This is a genomic window from Actinophytocola xinjiangensis, assembly GCF_001921215.1.
Taxonomy (GTDB): Bacteria; Actinomycetota; Actinomycetes; order Mycobacteriales; family Pseudonocardiaceae; genus Actinophytocola; species Actinophytocola xinjiangensis.
Window position 1 is genome coordinate 50,133 of record NZ_MSIF01000008.1, and the last position, 16,031, is coordinate 66,163.

8 protein-coding genes and 2 pseudogenes are annotated in these 16,031 nt (G+C 68.1%); 1 reads left to right on the plus strand and 9 read right to left on the minus strand.

The genetic code is table 11. From position 1 onward, the window contains the following. Positions 1-361: 361 nt before the first annotated feature. The 8 genes and pseudogenes from BLA60_RS45555 to BLA60_RS17920 all read right to left on the minus strand — a co-directional run bounded on the left by BLA60_RS45555 (position 362) and on the right by BLA60_RS17920 (position 8,542). Positions 362-616, minus strand: a complete 255-nt coding sequence (locus BLA60_RS45555; RefSeq protein ID WP_075134059.1) for a hypothetical protein — start codon at positions 614-616, stop codon at positions 362-364. Positions 617-781: 165 nt separating this feature from the next. Further along, positions 782-922: pseudogene (locus BLA60_RS46545) on the minus strand (IS3 family transposase); the annotation flags it as partial. A gap of 407 nt (positions 923-1,329) precedes the next feature. Continuing rightward, positions 1,330-3,786 carry a helix-turn-helix transcriptional regulator gene (locus tag BLA60_RS17895; RefSeq protein ID WP_075134060.1) on the minus strand — a complete coding sequence of 819 codons (2,457 nt, stop codon included), beginning with the start codon at positions 3,784-3,786 and terminating at the stop codon, positions 1,330-1,332. A 192-nt stretch (positions 3,787-3,978) separates the two neighbouring features. Further along, entirely contained in the window at positions 3,979-4,182 is a 204-nt protein-coding gene (locus tag BLA60_RS45560) for an acyl carrier protein (RefSeq protein ID WP_281257459.1), read from the minus strand. 559 nt (positions 4,183-4,741) lie between these two features. Next, positions 4,742-5,152 (minus strand): annotated as a pseudogene (locus BLA60_RS46550) (condensation domain-containing protein); the annotation flags it as partial. Positions 5,153-5,366: 214 nt separating this feature from the next. Further along, positions 5,367-6,968 (minus strand): AfsR/SARP family transcriptional regulator, encoded by a 1,602-nt coding sequence (locus BLA60_RS17915; RefSeq protein WP_162292981.1) that lies wholly within the window; start codon positions 6,966-6,968, stop codon positions 5,367-5,369. A gap of 61 nt (positions 6,969-7,029) precedes the next feature. Continuing rightward, positions 7,030-7,602 (minus strand): hypothetical protein, encoded by a 573-nt coding sequence (locus BLA60_RS43350; protein ID WP_154814425.1) that lies wholly within the window; start codon positions 7,600-7,602, stop codon positions 7,030-7,032. Positions 7,603-7,612: 10 nt separating this feature from the next. Next, entirely contained in the window at positions 7,613-8,542 is a 930-nt protein-coding gene (locus tag BLA60_RS17920; RefSeq protein WP_075134233.1) for a ParB/RepB/Spo0J family partition protein, read from the minus strand. A 233-nt stretch (positions 8,543-8,775) separates the two neighbouring features. Here BLA60_RS17920 and BLA60_RS17925 point away from each other — a divergent pair, with 233 nt between their 5' ends. Continuing rightward, a complete protein-coding gene (locus BLA60_RS17925) occupies positions 8,776-12,600 on the plus strand; it encodes an nSTAND1 domain-containing NTPase (RefSeq protein WP_075134064.1) in 3,825 nt (1,274 codons plus the stop codon). Between the two features lie 325 nt (positions 12,601-12,925). Here BLA60_RS17925 and BLA60_RS17930 read toward each other — a convergent pair whose 3' ends face one another. Further along, the gene (locus BLA60_RS17930; RefSeq protein WP_084735048.1) at positions 12,926-15,973 is read right to left on the minus strand and encodes an AfsR/SARP family transcriptional regulator; all 3,048 of its coding nucleotides are present in this window, start codon (positions 15,971-15,973) and stop codon (positions 12,926-12,928) included. Between the last annotated feature and the right edge of the window lie 58 nt (positions 15,974-16,031).

Here is a 16,031-nt window from a genome sequence, read left to right on the forward strand (position 1 = left end):
CACACGAGGGTGCCGGTGACAACGACGACGAGGGGGCCGCGTTCGGTCGCGGGCGCCCTGAGCAACGCGATGGCCGCGACCGGACCGATCGTCGCGGCCCGGACCAACGCGGCATGCCGACTCCCGAGCTGTCGAAGAAGCCGGACGGACGGCCCGTCCGTCATCCCGGCCGCCCTGGGGCGCTTCCATCGCACGGGGTGCAGCGTGACAGTGGGAATCAACTGTGGCAAGTGCGTGCAAAATGTAACAGCAACGTTGTCGGGCCCGGCGCGGCGCTGCGGATTGTGTGTTGTTTCAGTGGACATCCATATAGAAGGTAATAACTATGTGATGGTCTGATATCGATCTCTTCAGTATCGGCTCACGCCACATCCGCCTCCCGTCCAGTGGGTTGCCGCCGGGCGGTGCGGCCGGCAGGCGCTGTGATGGCGAGGAGGTCGGTGAGGTCGTCTAACAGCAGGCTGACCGCGTGGGCGGCTTGGTGGGGGACGACGCCGTTGCCCAACGCGCGGAGTTGCCCGGTGCGGGGCAGGGAGAGGTTGGTGACCCAGCCTTCGGGCTGGCCCATGAGGTGCTCGACGAAGGCGTTGTCTTCGTGCACCTGCTCGATCCGCACGACCAGCTCCCGGTCCCGGGCAGCCCGAGCGGAGTCAGTGCGGGTCTTGGCGGCGTAGTAGGTCGACGGTGCGATCTGAGCAGGCGTGTGTTTGAGTGCTTCCAGGATCGGCTGGACACCGTGGGGTCTCCCGCTGGGAGTCGACGAACTCGGCCTTCATCGCGACGGACGGTCCAGCTCCGCTGCGAAGAAAGCCGACGCGGACTTCAGGATCTGGTTCGCCCGCCGCAACTCACGGTTCTCCCGCTCCAACTCGGCGATCCTGGCTACCGTCGTACAAGGCCGGATTGGCCCGAACCGCCTCCCACACACGGTCCCTCGCCGCCCGCTCAACCACCGACGACACCGGCGGCACGGACCGCACCAACCGAAGCCGATCAGGCTCGAACACCTCAACAGGCATGGACGACCACACCATCCCGGCCACCCCCCACCCACCCAAAACACCACGACGATCGGCAAGCAGCCTGCGCACCGCCCACCAACAATCAGCACAGCCTCAAACACCAAACCCACCACAACAACACCGGGCCCGATCCGACACCCACGGTGCACACTGCCGCGTCAGGAGCCCGGAGACGTGATCCTCTCCCTGACGCAACCAGGTGAACGGCCAGCGACAGCTGCCGACCACACGGCAAAGGAACAGTCGCCCGACTACACTTCGTAACCATTGACCTGGTTCGTCCTCTGACTCCGCGGGACGCGCCTGCTCACTCCGGGCCATCGGGGTCCTCCGCCGTGCAGGCGGGAGTGCACCCGGGCAGGCGGGCCCGGCTGCCGATCAGGTACGCGATCTGCGCCCGCGAAGTGACCTCGAGCTTCTTGAAGATCCGGTCCAGGTAGGTCTCGACGGTCTTGCGGCTCAGCATCAGCATGTCGGCGATCCGGTGGTTCGTGTGGCCCTTGCTCACCAACTCCGAGATCTCCCACTCGCGCCGGCTCAGCGAGTCCAGCCTGCTGGTCTCGGCATCCAGCTTGGCGGTGTCCGGCCGCCGCACGGCATCCAGCACCGCGAGACGGGTCGGCTCCGGCCCACCGTACTCGGACACGGTACGCCGGAGTTGCCGCGCCGCGGGCAGCACGAGCTCGGTCACCAGCACCCCGGCGACCGCGCCGTCCATGCCGACTGTGGCGCTGGGGTCGGTGTGCGGGTCAGTGTCTGCGGTTGTGCGCGCGTAATCGGCCCACTCGGCGGCGACCTCATGCTCACCGAGCGCGAGCAGGGTCCGTCTCAGGCCCGTCGCGAGGCGCGTGCGCAGGTACCCCTGCCCACTCGACACCGCGGCGTCGAGCCCGGTACGGAACAATGCGACCGCCGAGTCGAGCAGGTCCATCCTGCGATGAGTCTCGGCGATCAGATACCACGACTCCTGAGCGCACCAACGTTCCCGTTCCCCGAGCTCACCGAACAAGCGCAGCGCTGTGCGCAGGTGCCCGGCGGCGGAGTCGCCGCAAGACAGCGCCAGCAGCAGGTGCGCACGCAGCCGCGACAGCCGGTCGTCGTGCTCGGCCGCGCTCCGCAGCCCATCGCGCACCTCGTCGGTCAGCGGGGGGCCAGACGAGGCCACGGCGAGCGCGGCGAGCTCCAGGTGCAGCGGCGACCGGTCCAGATCCGCAGGGCCCGGCTCGGCGAGCGCCGCGTGCAACACTGCCGCAGCCTCGGCCGGCCGGCCACGCAGCGTGTGGACCTTCGCGCACCACTCGGCGACCGTGACCCGCTCGTCCGGGGAAAGCCGGTGGTCGGCACCGAGCAAGCCGGTCAGGATCGTCTCGCTCTCGCCGAGGCGGCCGGCCACCGCCAGCGCCTTGCCGAGCAAGGTGAGTGTCGCGGCGGCGGGCGGCTGACCGATCCTTAAGCAGTTCGCGGTACCGAGCCAGCGCGCGGCCCGTGCCGGCGACTCGAACAGGCAGCCGCGCGCCGCCTCCTCCAGCATGTCGGCGTCAGCCGGGTCGTCACCCCTGGCGACATGCTCGAGATGCCTTGCGATGACCGGCGGTCGCTCGTTCATGGCTCGGAACAGGGCGACCGCTCTGGTGTGCGCACCGTGCCGCCACGCGTCCGGCACCGCGTGGTAGGCAACCGAGCGGACCACGACGTCTCGGAACCGGAACCGGCGCAACGAGCCGAACGGCCGCACGATGTCGTGGCCAAGCAACTCGTCCATCCCGGTGAGCGCGTCCCGTTGATCGAGTTCGGCTACCGTCTCGACGACCGTGAGGGAGAACGGGTCCCCCGCTACCGCAGCGGCCCCCGCGACCAGTCGGGCCAGCGGCGACAGCATCCCGAAGTCGCCGGTGGGCGCCCCGGCCAGCGCCGGTGGGACGCCTTCGACGAGCTCCCTGACATCCGGTGGTTCTCCACCGGGCCCGGTTGTGGCCGTCGCGGCGAACGCCAGCAGCACGCCAGGGTTGCCGGCCGCCAGCCGCAGCAACCCTTGCCGCGCCACCCGGTTCGTCTCGGCCGGCAGCAACCCGGCGAGGTCCTCGGCAGGGATCGGGCCGGTGCGCATCCGGCGGATCGACGCCCCACCAGGCACCTCCCGGATCGCCGCCGCGAGCCGCACGTCGCACTGCCGCGGTCGATGGGCCAGCGCGATCACCAACGGGGCGTCCGGTGGGTGCCGCACGACGTGGTCGAGCAACGCGACCGAACCCTCGTCCATGTGGTGGGCGTCGTCGATGACGACGAGCAGCCCTCGCGACCCGGCCAGTGCCTCCAGCGCGAGCCCAACCGCGCGGAAGACCCGGTATTGGTCCACCCGATCGTGCCCGGCGCCCGGCGCCGAGGTCGCAGCGCCGGGCCACGACGGGAACATAACGGAGAGCATGTCGGCACAGGTCGCGCCAAGCGACTCCCGTACTAGCTCGGTGTCCCGCGCCAGGAGGCCGTCGAGCGCGTCGACGAACACCTGGTAGGGCAGGGACTGTCCGACGACCGAACTGGTCGTGGCCACCATCCAGCCCGCGCGGTGCAGCCGGGACCGGAACTCCTCCAGCAGTCTGGTCTTGCCGGTCCCCGGCTCCCCGGCGATCTCCACGATGTGCGGCGACGTGCCGGCCAGCGCGGCTACCTCGCGCAGCGACGCCAGCTCGTGGTCCCGGCCCACCAGCGTGCGTCTGAGCTCCGAAGTGGTGGCATCCACCAGTGCGGCACTGTCCAACGCCATACGCCCCCCGATCTCCTGGTGGCCGACGGTCGCGGTTCTCCTGCGTTCGACGCCCGGTGGCAGGCACCCGAGTCGGCCTCACCACAGGCTGGTCCAGCGCGACTGGATTCCATCTGGATCGGGTCTGGGTTGATGGCCGTTCACCTCCCCACGTCATCGACCTGCCCCTCCGCGAGCATCCCGGTGATCTCCTCATCCGGAAGTCCGCCAATCCGGCTCAGCAATCGCGCGCAGGTCGTCCCGGCTCGCCAGGGCAAGTTGGCGCCGCTGCACCTCACCGGCCAACTCGGCCAGCGTCCAGCGACGCCTCAGCAGCTCGACGACCGAGACCTCGATCCCGAACCTGGTCCTGATCCGCGCCGCGATCTGGGTGGCCATCAGTGAGTGCCCGCCCAGTCACGGAACTCGTCGTCGCAGCCAATCCGCGGGATGCCGAGCACCGTGGACCAGATATCCGCAAAGAAGCCGTTCGGCCGCAGTGCGCGGTGGCCGGTACTCGGTCGCTCCAGCGCGCGATCCGCTCCTGCTCTCCGGTGGTGAGCAGCGGCAGCGATCCGAGCGGCGGGTCCGGATCCTCGGCGGCCTCGGCCAGCAGATGGGTGAACCCTGCCGCCATGCGTTCGGCGGTCGACTCGTCGAACAGGTCGGTGGCAAAGGACACGTGGCCACCTAGCCACCGCTCACGGTCTCGATCAGCTCGAGCGACAGCTCGAACTGCGCGGTCGCAGGGGGACCTCGAACGGCTCCGCCGCCAGGTCGGGCACGGTCCACCCTGGTGTCGCCGGACGGAGTCCGGGCGCCACGCGCACACCCGACGCGGGCGACCCGTGCCCGCGACCCAAAGCCGTGAGCACGGTCTCCAGCAGCGTGTGCCGGTGTGACAGGGTGGCAAGGCAGCTCGCCCGCGCCCGGCCGACCAGCGCGCGGAACGACGGCACGCGGGGGTAGTGTCGACCCGCAGCGGCAGCACCTGCGCCAGGAAGCCCACCAGTCGATCGGCGCCAGGCCGGTCCCGGTTCGCGACGAACGAGCCGAGCACCACGTCGGGCTGGCCGCTCCATCTGGCAAGTACCGCGGCGAACCCGGCGACCAGCACCGTGTGCAGGGTCGTGTCTCCCGCTCGGCGATGGCGCGGAGCCGATCCTCGGATGTGCGTCGCGACGTCCGAGGGTGGTCGGAGAGCAGTTCGAGCGCCGACGCTCCGGTGAGCCGGTCCAGCCAGTGAGCCAGTTGGTCGAGCATCGCCGGCTCGTCCACCCTGCCGCGCTGCCAGACGGCGAAGTCCGCGTACTGGAACGGAAGCGGCGGCAGCGGGTCCGGTTCGCCCGCGCGGTACGCGGTGTACAGCACGGCCGGGTCGACTCATCGCGGCACCGATCCAGCTCGACGCCGCGGGGATCCGCCGGCTGCCGCAATTCCTCGACTGGCACCGGCAGCTCCGCCGGCGGGCGCGGGCACTGGCTCGGCAACCCGTCCGTGGCGAGAACCCGGTGCGTAACACCTCGTGTCGGGACACGATCGTCGACAGGGCGCGGCGAAGCGCAGCAACCTCGAGCGGCCCGCGCAGCTCGTGTCCGTGGCTATACGGACAACCGCTGCGGCTGCGATCGACTGATGAACGCGGAGATGGTCTCCGTCGCGTCGTCGCTCTCCGGACCGCAGCGATGCCACCTGTCCGTACAGAACAGCTCGCACACGTAGCTCTCGATCGACCGCTCCGGCGCGCATGCCAAGTGCGCGGCTGCCAGGCGCAGGGCAACCGGGTGGTAGGCGCACAGCCGCCCGAGCGCCGCCGCCGGCCCCGGCTCCGCCGAAACCCGTTCCTCGGTCAGCAGCGCGGTGAGCAGGTCCAACACCTCGGCAGGGGTCAGCGTTCCGACCTCGAGTGAGCGGGCCCCGTCCAGCGCGACCAGCCCCATCTGGCGGAATCGACTCGTCACCAACACCATGCTGCCCGCACTGCCCGGCAGCAGCGGACGAACTTGTTCGGCTGTCGCTGCGTTGTCCAGCACCACCAGGACCCGACGCCCGTCGAGCATTGTGCGGAACAGTGCGCTGCGCTCGGCTGTCGTGGTTGGCATCAGCTCCGGTATGAGCCCGAGTGAACTGAGAAAGTGCCGCAGCACGTCGGCTGGGTCGAGCGGTTCGAACCGGTCGACCGGCCACAGGTTGACGAACAACTGCCCGTCTGGGAAGTTGCGGGCGGCACGCTGGGCCCAGTGGACGGTCAACGCCGTCTTCCCGACTCCGGGACCGCCGGTGAGCAGCACGAGCGGGGTGGTTTCGCCGCCACCGTGCGGGGCGACGGCGTCCAGCCGGGCCAGGGCATCCGCACGGCCGACGAACCTGGGCACATCTCGGGGAAGTTGCGCCGGCTGTTGCGCAACCGGGCGGTGTGGCTGGCCGGGCAGGCCTACAGCGGTGGTGAATTCATGCCTGAGCACCTGCTGGTGCGCGGCCCGGAGCTCCAGTCCCGGGTCGACGCCCAACTCATCCGCCAGCCGTTCACGGACCTGCTGATAGGTTGACAACGCGCACGCCTGGCGGCCCGTGGCGGCGAGCACCAGCAACAAGCGTGCCTGAAGCGGTTCGTCCAGCGGCTCTGCCGCAGCGGCCGCACGGGTCAGCGGCAAGACTCGCTCGGCGCAGCCGAGAGACAGCGCGAGGTCGACGGCCTGCTGCATGGCCGTTATGAACTCCCGGTCGACCGCGTAGAACGGCGGGAGCAGGCGGATCCGCTGGTCCAGGTTCTCCGCGCACCGGCCACGCCACAGCCCGAGCGCCGCCAGGTAGAGCTCGACGGCCTCGGCCGAATCACCCTGGTCATGCGCAGCCCGCGCGTCGTCGACCAGGCAACGGAACCGGAGCAGGTCGAGGTCGTCAGGTGCGACGTGGAACAGGTAGCCACTGTCCCGCCGGACTAGCCAGCGCCCCTGTTCCCGCGGCGCGATGTCCGGTTCGAGCATGCGACGCACCATGCTCGCATGCTTGTGCACCGCGTTCACCGCACTCGCGGGCGACCGTCCCCCCCAGAGGATGTCCACGATCTCCCCCACCGTTACCGGGTGTCCCGCCCTGATCAACAGCGCGGCCAGGAACGCACGCGACTGAGCACCCAGGTCAACCTCGGCGCCGTCCAGCGAGACACCAACTCGCCCAAGAACCGTGAACCTGTACGTCAACGAAAACCAACCCTCTCGAGCCGACGAACTCCAGTCGCAAAGCTGACACAAGATCAATAATTCACCTGTCAGGTAAATTACCCATAAGATGGTCATACACTCCATGAGCCTTGATCCGCCGGCTCATCAATTCACATTCCCATTGCCCGAACAATTCCAGGAGGGCCATACACAAGACCCCTGAGGCAGTCGAAAACCCGCGACAAACGACGAGGAAAATGCCGCAACACAACTCCCACGGACCGGCAGCTATCAAAATCGACACTATGCCGTTGACAACCAGCGGTCGGTTGAACATGACCAAAAAGTTGACAGACTCGGTGAATCTGCGGCGCCGCGTGTCGAGTCCGGATTGCCGATCGCGCTGGTCACTCCCGGGCGATTGGGGTCGGCCGTACGCTCGCCACCGGCATCGCCGGACCGGATCGGGTAAACCCAACAGATCGCCGCCGTCGTCAGCCAGGGCGAATTGTGCGACACCAACCGCCGCCCGGCTCGCCGACCGGGTGACGCCACCAGCCAGCTGTTGTTCACCCAGGACATGATCGGACTGCCGGTCCAGATGGGTGAGTTCCGCCAGCAGCGCGGCCCGCTCCTGCCTATTCGGGACCAGTTCCAGACCGTAGACCTCCACGTCAGCGGTCTCACTCGCACGAACGTTCTTCCAACCGCGTCGCGAGCCTATGCCAGTAATCCGCGTACATTCGTGCCAGTTCGGCAACCGAGGTCACGTAATGACTGGGCACACCGTCGGCCAGCTCGTCGCATTCGGCTGCGGTTCCCGGACTGTGGCTCAACGCACGCAACAACATTTTCCCCGTTTCGGTGAAACGCAATGACGGATCACTGCGCAGCGCGCGGAGAACCGACGAGCCGTCCACGACCGGAACGGACTCGACGACGCGTGCCGTGTCAGCGGATTCGTCGGCACCGTCATGGAGGCGTCTGCGCACGTCCTTCGCGGTGGTGCGGGAGACTCCGGCTGCGCGCGCGATGTCGTGAACGGACGCATCGGGGTCGTCCATCAACAGCTCGATCGCGCGTCGCCGGCCGTCCGCACTGTTCAGCGGTCGAACCCGACCGTCCCTGCCGACCCGTCCGGTCAACTGGGGAACTTCCCCACTCGACCGTCGGCGCACGGCGCCGACGGTCTTGTGCGCCAGGCCGGCGATCGCGGCGATCGCCCGATCCGACCAATGAGGATACAACACGAGGATCCGTGCCGCAGCCGCCTTGCGGTCGGCGAGGGTCAGCGGCAGCCCATGCGCGATGTTCGCCTTGACGCCGAGGATGAATGCCGCGTGCTCATCGCCGTCGAAGAACCGTACCGCGATGCTTCGTCTGCCCTTGAGCTTGGCAGCACGCAACCGGTGCATGCCGTCGATCACCCGCATCGTCGAACGATGCACGATGATGGGCGGTAGTACCCCGGCGCCCTCAGCGAGGACCCGGACGTGTGCCAGATCCTCGCCGGTCAGCCGGGGCGAGTCCGCGGCCTGCACCGTCTCGATCGGCACCTCGATCACGTCATCGGGCGAGGATCCGGCTTCCTGGTCCAGTTCCAGTGATTCCATGTGCGCTCGCGTCCCCATGAGAAGCGGTCTCCGTTGGTGTCGATCCATCGACCGACGGTTGCCTCCCCAGGCCGACAGGACGTGAGTCTTGTGGACCGCTCGATTGTCCAGCAGACCCTCTTGACCAGTTCAGACAATTTCGTAGCCGCCTTTGGCTCGGGCGCCGCTGTGCAGGCGACGGCAGGAGGTTTCGTAGCATCGACGTGGGATTTCCGCACTTGTGGGGAGGCGTCGTGGGGCGTCGTGAACGACCGTTGGATCCGACTGTCGGGCCTGTCGCACGGTTTGCCGACGGGCTGCGAAGGTTGCGCCAGGAGGCGGGCGGAATCACGTACCGGGTGATGGCGCGTAAGGCGCATTACTCAGCCGCGACGCTGGCACAGGCGGCGTCCGGGGCCCGGCTGCCGTCGCTGGAGGTCCTGCTGGCGTACGTCGACGTGTGCGGTGGTGACTGCGAGGAGTGGGAGCGGCGCTGGCGGCAGACCGTGCGGGAAGTGGACGCGGAGGCGCACGCGGCGGGCGACGACGCGGAGGCGCCCTATCTGGGTCTGGCTCGCTTCGACGCCGAGGACCATGAGCGTTTCTTCGGCCGGGACCTCCTTGTCGACGAGCTCGAGGATCTGCTGAGTCGCCGCCGCCTGGTGGTGGTGACCGGTCCGTCCGGTAGTGGCAAGTCCTCGCTGCTGCACGCCGGATTGGTCCCCCGGCTGCGGCGAACCGAGTCGCGGAACGGACAGTCGACCGCGATTCGACTGCTCACGCCCGGAGAGCACCCGGCGGACACACACGCCGAGGTCCTTGATCCGCAGCAGACCCCATCGGGAACCGTGGTCGTGGTCGACCAGTTCGAGGAAGTGTTCACCCTGTGCATAGACAGGGCGGAGCGCACCCACTTCCTCGACCGGCTCCACGCCGCCACCGAACGCGGTGTTCGTGTCATCGTCGCCGTGCGCGCCGACTTCTACGGTCACCTCACCCAACACCGCGCACTTACCGAAGCAGCCCACCACGCCACCCTGCTGGTGGCAACGATGCGGAAGGAAGAACTACGGCAGGCGATCGTGAGACCGGCCGCCTTGTACGGCCTCGTCGTCGAGCGCACACTCACCACTCGCATCCTCCACGAGGTCGCCGACGAACCCGGCGGCCTGCCACTGATGTCCCATGCATTACAGGAAACTTGGCGCCGCCGCAAGGGCAGAGTCCTGACCGAAGCCGCCTTCGACGATGCCGGCGGCCTCCACGGCGCCATCACCCACACCGCCGAGAATTTCTACCAGCACCTTACCGACGACCAAGCCGAAACCGCTCGGCGGATCCTGCTGCGCCTGGTCAATCCAGGCCAGGGAAACCAGGACACCCGCCGCTCAATCAGCCGCACCGAGGTCATCGCACTCGGCCCGAGCGCCATACCGATCCTCAATCGGCTCGCCCACGCCCGACTGGTCACCTTGGACGGAGACATTGTCAGCCTGGCCCACGAGGCCGTTCTGAGCGCCTGGCCCCGACTCCACAACTGGATCGACACTGATCGCGAGCGGCTACGGGTCCAACGCCAGCTCACCGAAGCGGCCCGCACCTGGCAAACACTCAACCACGATCCTGGCAGCCTCTACCGAGGGGTGCGACTGACTGTCGCCGAGCAGTACTGCGCCACCCCCGACCATCCCGACGACCTCACCAGACTGGAACAGCGGTTCCTCACCGCCAGCCTCTCCGCTCGGAAACGTAACCGCCGCGCCCGGCGCACCGGTAGGGCCGCACTGTCAGTCCTGCTCGTTCTCGGTCTCATCGCCGCCATGGTCGCCTGGCAACAGAACGAAGCCAACGAAACCCGCCGTGTCGAAGCCGAAGCCCGCCGCATCGCCGGTGTGGCCGCCAGCCTCCGCCTGTCCGACCCCCAGACCGCCATGCAACTCAGCCTCGCCGCCTGGCGCATCGCCGACCTCCCAGAAACGCGCTCCGCCCTGCTGGCCGCCGCGGTCCAACCCGAACAGAACGTCTTCACCGATCCGGACCGCAGCACACAGACCATGCGCCAGCTCAGCGCCGACGGCCGCACGCTGCTCAGCATCGGCCGCGAGCAGGTCACCCGCTGGAACCTCGCCACCAACCAGGCCACTGCGGTCCTGCCCGGCCTGAGTGACGCGATGACGCAGGCCGGCTTTCCTCGGGCAGACACCCAGTGGCTCCCAGTCTTCAGCGGCACAGATCAGAAGGTCAGCCTGTACGACCTCACTACCGGACGCCGGGACGAACCGGCCATGACCGAAGCCGACCGTGGCGCTGAGATGAGCCCAAGCGGCCGCATCCTCGTCGTCTACGACGTCGACGGATCGAACCAACGCATCCAACTCTGGGACCCACGTACCCGACGCACACTTCTCGAGGTCAACGAGAACACCAAGGGAAAGCCGGTCGGCGATATCAACTCCCTGAACTGGGCACGCGTGTTGAGTCTCATGGACCAGTTCGAGCAGGAGCGCCGTGGCCTCGCGGAATTCGGTGTCCCGTTCCTCGACGCCACGATGAGCGCGGACGACCGCTTTCTGGCTGTGTGCGTCCCCGGTGAACAGTTACGGCTGTGGGACGTCACCACAGGACGCAGAATGTCCGCGCCGTGGCTGCCGACCGTCTCCCTGCGCCAATGCGTCCAGGAGCAGATCACGTTCAGTGCCGACGGAAGCCGGCTGGCCGTCGTCGACGACACCGGCGTTCGCACCTGGCACACCGAGACCGGTCAGGAGGCTCCGGCAGTCACACACGCCGGTTTGACAATCCCGGAACTCAGCAAGGACGGCGCCTTCGTCGCGGCATCGGACGGTGAGGAGCTCCTCGTGTGGCGACTGGTCACCCCTCGCCACCCGGTACTTCGACACCGGCTTTCCGGCGAAACCGTCAAAGACATCAAGCTCGACACCGAGGCCGGAACCCTCCGCTACCTCGGCGGCCCGGACAACGCGTGGGGCACCACCGTGCACACCCTCACCCTGACCAGATCCGCGACCCCGCACTGGAGCAAACACCCGAGCCTGGGAGCGAGGTTCAGCCCGGACGGCACAACCCTGGCCATCGCACGCCCGGACACCGAAGGTGAGTACATCCGGTTCCTCATCCTCGACAAACGCACCGGAAAACCCGTGGCCGAACCCCCCCGAATGCCGTGCTCCATGCCCGACGATGACCTGTTCCGACACTGCACCGCCATGATGTCCTTCAACTCCACCGGGAACGTGTTCGCCTACAGCGTGACATCCATGGTCACCGAAGCTCGATCCGAACGAATCGAGCTGTATGACATCCCGCAGCGCCGGACCACAGCCGTTCTGGACGAGGATGAGGTCGGCCCAGACCTGACGAACATTGCCTTCAGCCCGGATGACCGCTCACTGCTGATCACCGGCATACTCGACGTTGACGGCACCACGTCCACTCGGGTGTGGGATCTACGCCGTCGGACCACGACCCGCACGATCGCCGACACCGCAGGCGATGTGGTGCCGCATCCCAACGGCCAGTTGATCGTCACAACACAGGGCCGGGCATACCGTTTCCCTTCCGGTAGCAGACTGCCCGCCGTCAGGGGCACCGGCAAGGCCACCGCCTTGGCGTTCAGCCCGAACGGGGACTACTTGGCCGCCGGTGACGCATCCGGTCGGGTCGCGCTGTGGGACGGCCAACTCACCCAACACCTCGGTGTTCTCACCGCCCCCGACACCACCACCTACCAGTACGTCTCCGCGCTGGCCTTCTCCCCTGACGGTCAGACTCTGGCAGTTGCCGCGGACGAAGGCACCCTGCAACTGTGGGACACCACCACCCACCTCCGCATCGGGTCATCGCTCCCCACACCCGGCGACACTGTCCGTGCCCTGGCATTCAGCCCCGACGGACGCACCCTCCACGCGGCCGGCGACCACACCCCACTTCAGACCTACGACATCACCCCCGACAAAGCGGCCCAGACCGTATGTCAGCGCGTCACCAACCACCTCACCTCGAACCAATGGCAGCGCCACCTACCAGGCACCCCTTACCAGCAACTCTGCCCCCATTGAGTTCGCCAACGAACCAACGACTCAGGGCACCAGGGTGGGACTGTTCCATGATCATGGGATAGACCCACGGTCGGGGCACGGCACCATGGACGCTGAGCGCGGAGGGTCCTTCCGCCACGATGGAAGGGGTTCCTGTGTCGCGGGCAACCGGGCTGTCAAGGAGATCTGGCGTTGAGTGAGCCGATGCCACCCCGAGGCCGGTGACGTTGGTGAGCAGCAACAGGTTGTGTGCTTCCAGAATGCTTCGGCCGGCAGCCAACGGAAGTCAGGCCCCAGACCTGGGCGCGACACTGGCAAGTAGGTCAACCCAGCTCGCTGACGTTGGTCAGCGGGTGGGATGAGGGGCGTTGAGGTCGACGAGGAGCGTCTGGGCCTTGGTTCGGAGCAGGTGGTAGCCGCTGTGCCGCGCCGCGGCCATCGCGGTGGAGGCGAGGTAGATGGCCTGGTCGCGTTCACCGGTGCGAATGAGCGACGCGGCGAGGCCGACAAGTGCCTCGGTTTCCAGGAAGTGGTTGCCGATGCCTCTGGCGATGCGCAGTGCCTGCCGGTGCCCGTCGACCGCCGACTGGTAGCGGCCGAGTTGGTGCTGGATACTTGCCCGGGTGGTGAGCGTCCCCGCTTCGAGCCGCTTGTCTCCGGTCTCCCTTGCAAGGTCGACCGCTGTGCTCGCGAGGTCCAGTGCCTTGCCGAACTCGCGGGTGTCGCGGTGCAGCGCGGCCAGGGCGCGCAGCGTGTCGCCTTCGGTGTTGCGGTCGCCGATCTGGCGCAGCAGGGTGAGGGCGTCTGTCAGCGTGATCAGCGCCTCGTCGGGCCGATTCATCGCGAGGTGGATTTCGCCGAGGTGGGTCAGCGTGCGCGCCTCGCCGCTGCGTGAGCCCGATTCCCGGTGCAGAGCAAGCGATTCCAAGCAGTGCTTCGCGGCGTCGTGCAGTCTGCCCTGTCCGAGGCGGACCAGGCCGAGGTTGCCCAGGGCGGTTGCCTCACCAGCCTTCTGGCCCGTCTCCTGGTGGAGTTCGCGTGCTTGGGTGAACAGCTCGGCGGCCATGTCCAGTCGGCCGAGTGCCCAATTGAGGTTGCCGAGGTTGCCAAGCGCCGCGGACCCGCCCTCCACCCAACCTACCTGGCGGGCAAGGGAAAGCGCCGTAGCGTGGTGGTCAATGGCGTCCTGGTGGCGGCCCTGCGCCCAGTGCAGGGTCGCCAGGCTGGCATGCGCGGCGGCCTGGGCCCGCTGGTCGCCTTCCGCTTCGGCAGCGGCGAGCCCGGCGTTGGCCGCCCTGCGCCAGTCCTCGGTATGCATGCGCAGGTACAGGTAACCGCGCAGGGCGTCGGCGATCCGCCAGGCCACCTCGGTGAACCCGTGCTCGATGGCGTGAGGCACGGCGGAGACCAGGTTGGGGCGCTCGTCGTCGAGCCATGCCGATGCCTGCCGATGGTCACCGAGCCAGCTGACAGGCGGTTCGGCACCCGCGGGCTCTGGCAGGCGCAACACGTGCGGGTACAACCTGCCGGCGGCGGCGATGACCCCGTGCAGGTAGTGGTCATACAGCCGAGCGAGGGCGGCCTCGCGGTCGGGTGCGGACTCGCCGGTAGTCGCCTTCCGCTCGGCATAGGCCCGCAGCAGATCGTGGAAGCTGTACCGGCCAGGCGCGTGCTCGTCGAGCAGGTGAGCCGCGACCAGACGGTCGAGCAGCGACGCCGACGTGGTGACCGGCAGGTTCGCGAGCGAAGCTGCCGCCCGCACGGTGACATGCGGCCCGGGCACCAGCCCGAGAAGCCGGAAGAGCCTTCTCGCGGCGACCGGGAGCGCACCGTAGGAATGGTCGAACGCCACCCGGACCGCGACGTCCTGGTCGCCGTCGACCTGCAGGGCGCTCAGCCGGTCCTCCTTGAGCCTTGCCACGTGGTCGGCCACCGCCGTACCGGACGCCACCACCATGTTGGCCGCCGCGATCCGCAACGCCAGAGGCAGGTATCCGCACAGCTCGGCCATGTCTGTCAGCGCAGACGGCTCTCGGTCCGCTCGCTCCGCGCCGACCAGCCGTGCCAGCAGGGTCTGTGCCGCGCCAGGAGCGAGTGAGTCGAGCGCCAGCCGCACCGCGCCGTCCTTGGCGAGCAGGCCGGCGAGGTGGTCGCGGCTGGTGACCAGCACAAGGCATCCCGGGCTGTTGGGCAGCAGCGGGCGCACCTGGTCCGGGTGGTTCGCGTTGTCCAGCAGCACGAGCATGCGCCGGTCGGCGAGCAGGCTGCGATAGGTCGCCGCTGCCTCGTCCACATCGGACGGCAAGGAGGTCGGCGGAACATTCAGTGCGGTAAGGAATCTGGCCAGCACCTCCATCGGTCGCAGCGGTGACCCCGCCGAGTAGCCCCGAAGGTCCACATGGAGCTGTCCGTCTGGGAACTGGTCGTGCACCCGGTGTGCCCAATGCACGGCAAGCGCGGTCTTGCCGACCCCGGCGGTCCCGGAGACCACCACGACAGGTAGATGTGACGCTCCGCCGACAGGCAGCAGGTTGTCGAGCCGGGCGCAGGCGTCGTCACGGCCGGTGAACGCGGCGACGTCCGCCGGCAGCTGAGCTGGCCTGATTCGCTCGTCCCGCCTCGACGTGACCGCGCTCCTCCTGTCCGACACGACGAGTTCGTTGTCCTCGGCGAGGATCGCCGCATGCAACTCCCGCAGTGGCAGGCTCGGCTCGAGACCGAGGTCCTCGACCAGAATGCCGCGCGCTCGTTGGTAGGCGTTCAACGCCTCCGCCCGCCGCCCGCACCGATAGAGCGCGAGCATCAACTGGGTCCACAGTCGCTCGCGCAATGGGTTCTCGACGACAAGCCCCTGCAACTCGTCGACCACCTCGAAGTGCTCACCGAGCGCGACCCTAGCCTCGAGGTACAGCTCGATGCCGGTGAGCCTGGCTTGATCGAGTCGCTGCGCCGCGGCCGTGATTGCCGGAGTGGCCGGCACGTCGGCGAGGGCAGATCCACGCCACAGGGCAAGTCCCTCGGACAGCTGGGCGGCCGCGATCTTCGGCTTGCCGTCGACGACGCTTCGCTGTCCGGACTCGGCGAGCCGCTGGAAAACATCGGCGTCGAGGGCGTCATCGGAAAGCACCAGCTCGTAGCCGCGACCTCGGGTGACCAGAGGACAGTCCTGGGTACCGAGCAGTCGGCGAAGACGCATCACATAGCCGTGCACGGTGCCCTTCGCAGCCTGCGGCGGGTGTGCACCCCAGATCTCGTCGATCACGCGGTCGATGGGGACAACCTGCCCCGCTTCCAGCAGAAGCATCGCGAGGAGTGTTCGCTGTTGCGGCGCTCCGACCTGCGTCCACACCGTCCCGTCCCAGACACCCAGGGGCCCGAGAATCCGAAACCGCATACGCCCTACCCGTCGCGCCAAGCGTCAACTCAGCCTCAGCTTAGCGGTCGGCACTAGC

Bases quoted from the DNA above. Each gene is read 5' to 3' on its own strand.
- BLA60_RS17920 (WP_075134233.1), bottom strand. From the start codon at position 8,542: ATGGAATCACTGGAACTGGACCAGGAAGCCGGATCCTCGCCCGATGAC.
- BLA60_RS17895 (WP_075134060.1), bottom strand. From the start codon at position 3,786: ATGGCGTTGGACAGTGCCGCACTGGTGGATGCCACCACTTCGGAGCTC.
- BLA60_RS17930 (WP_084735048.1), bottom strand. From the start codon at position 15,973: ATGCGGTTTCGGATTCTCGGGCCCCTGGGTGTCTGGGACGGGACGGTG.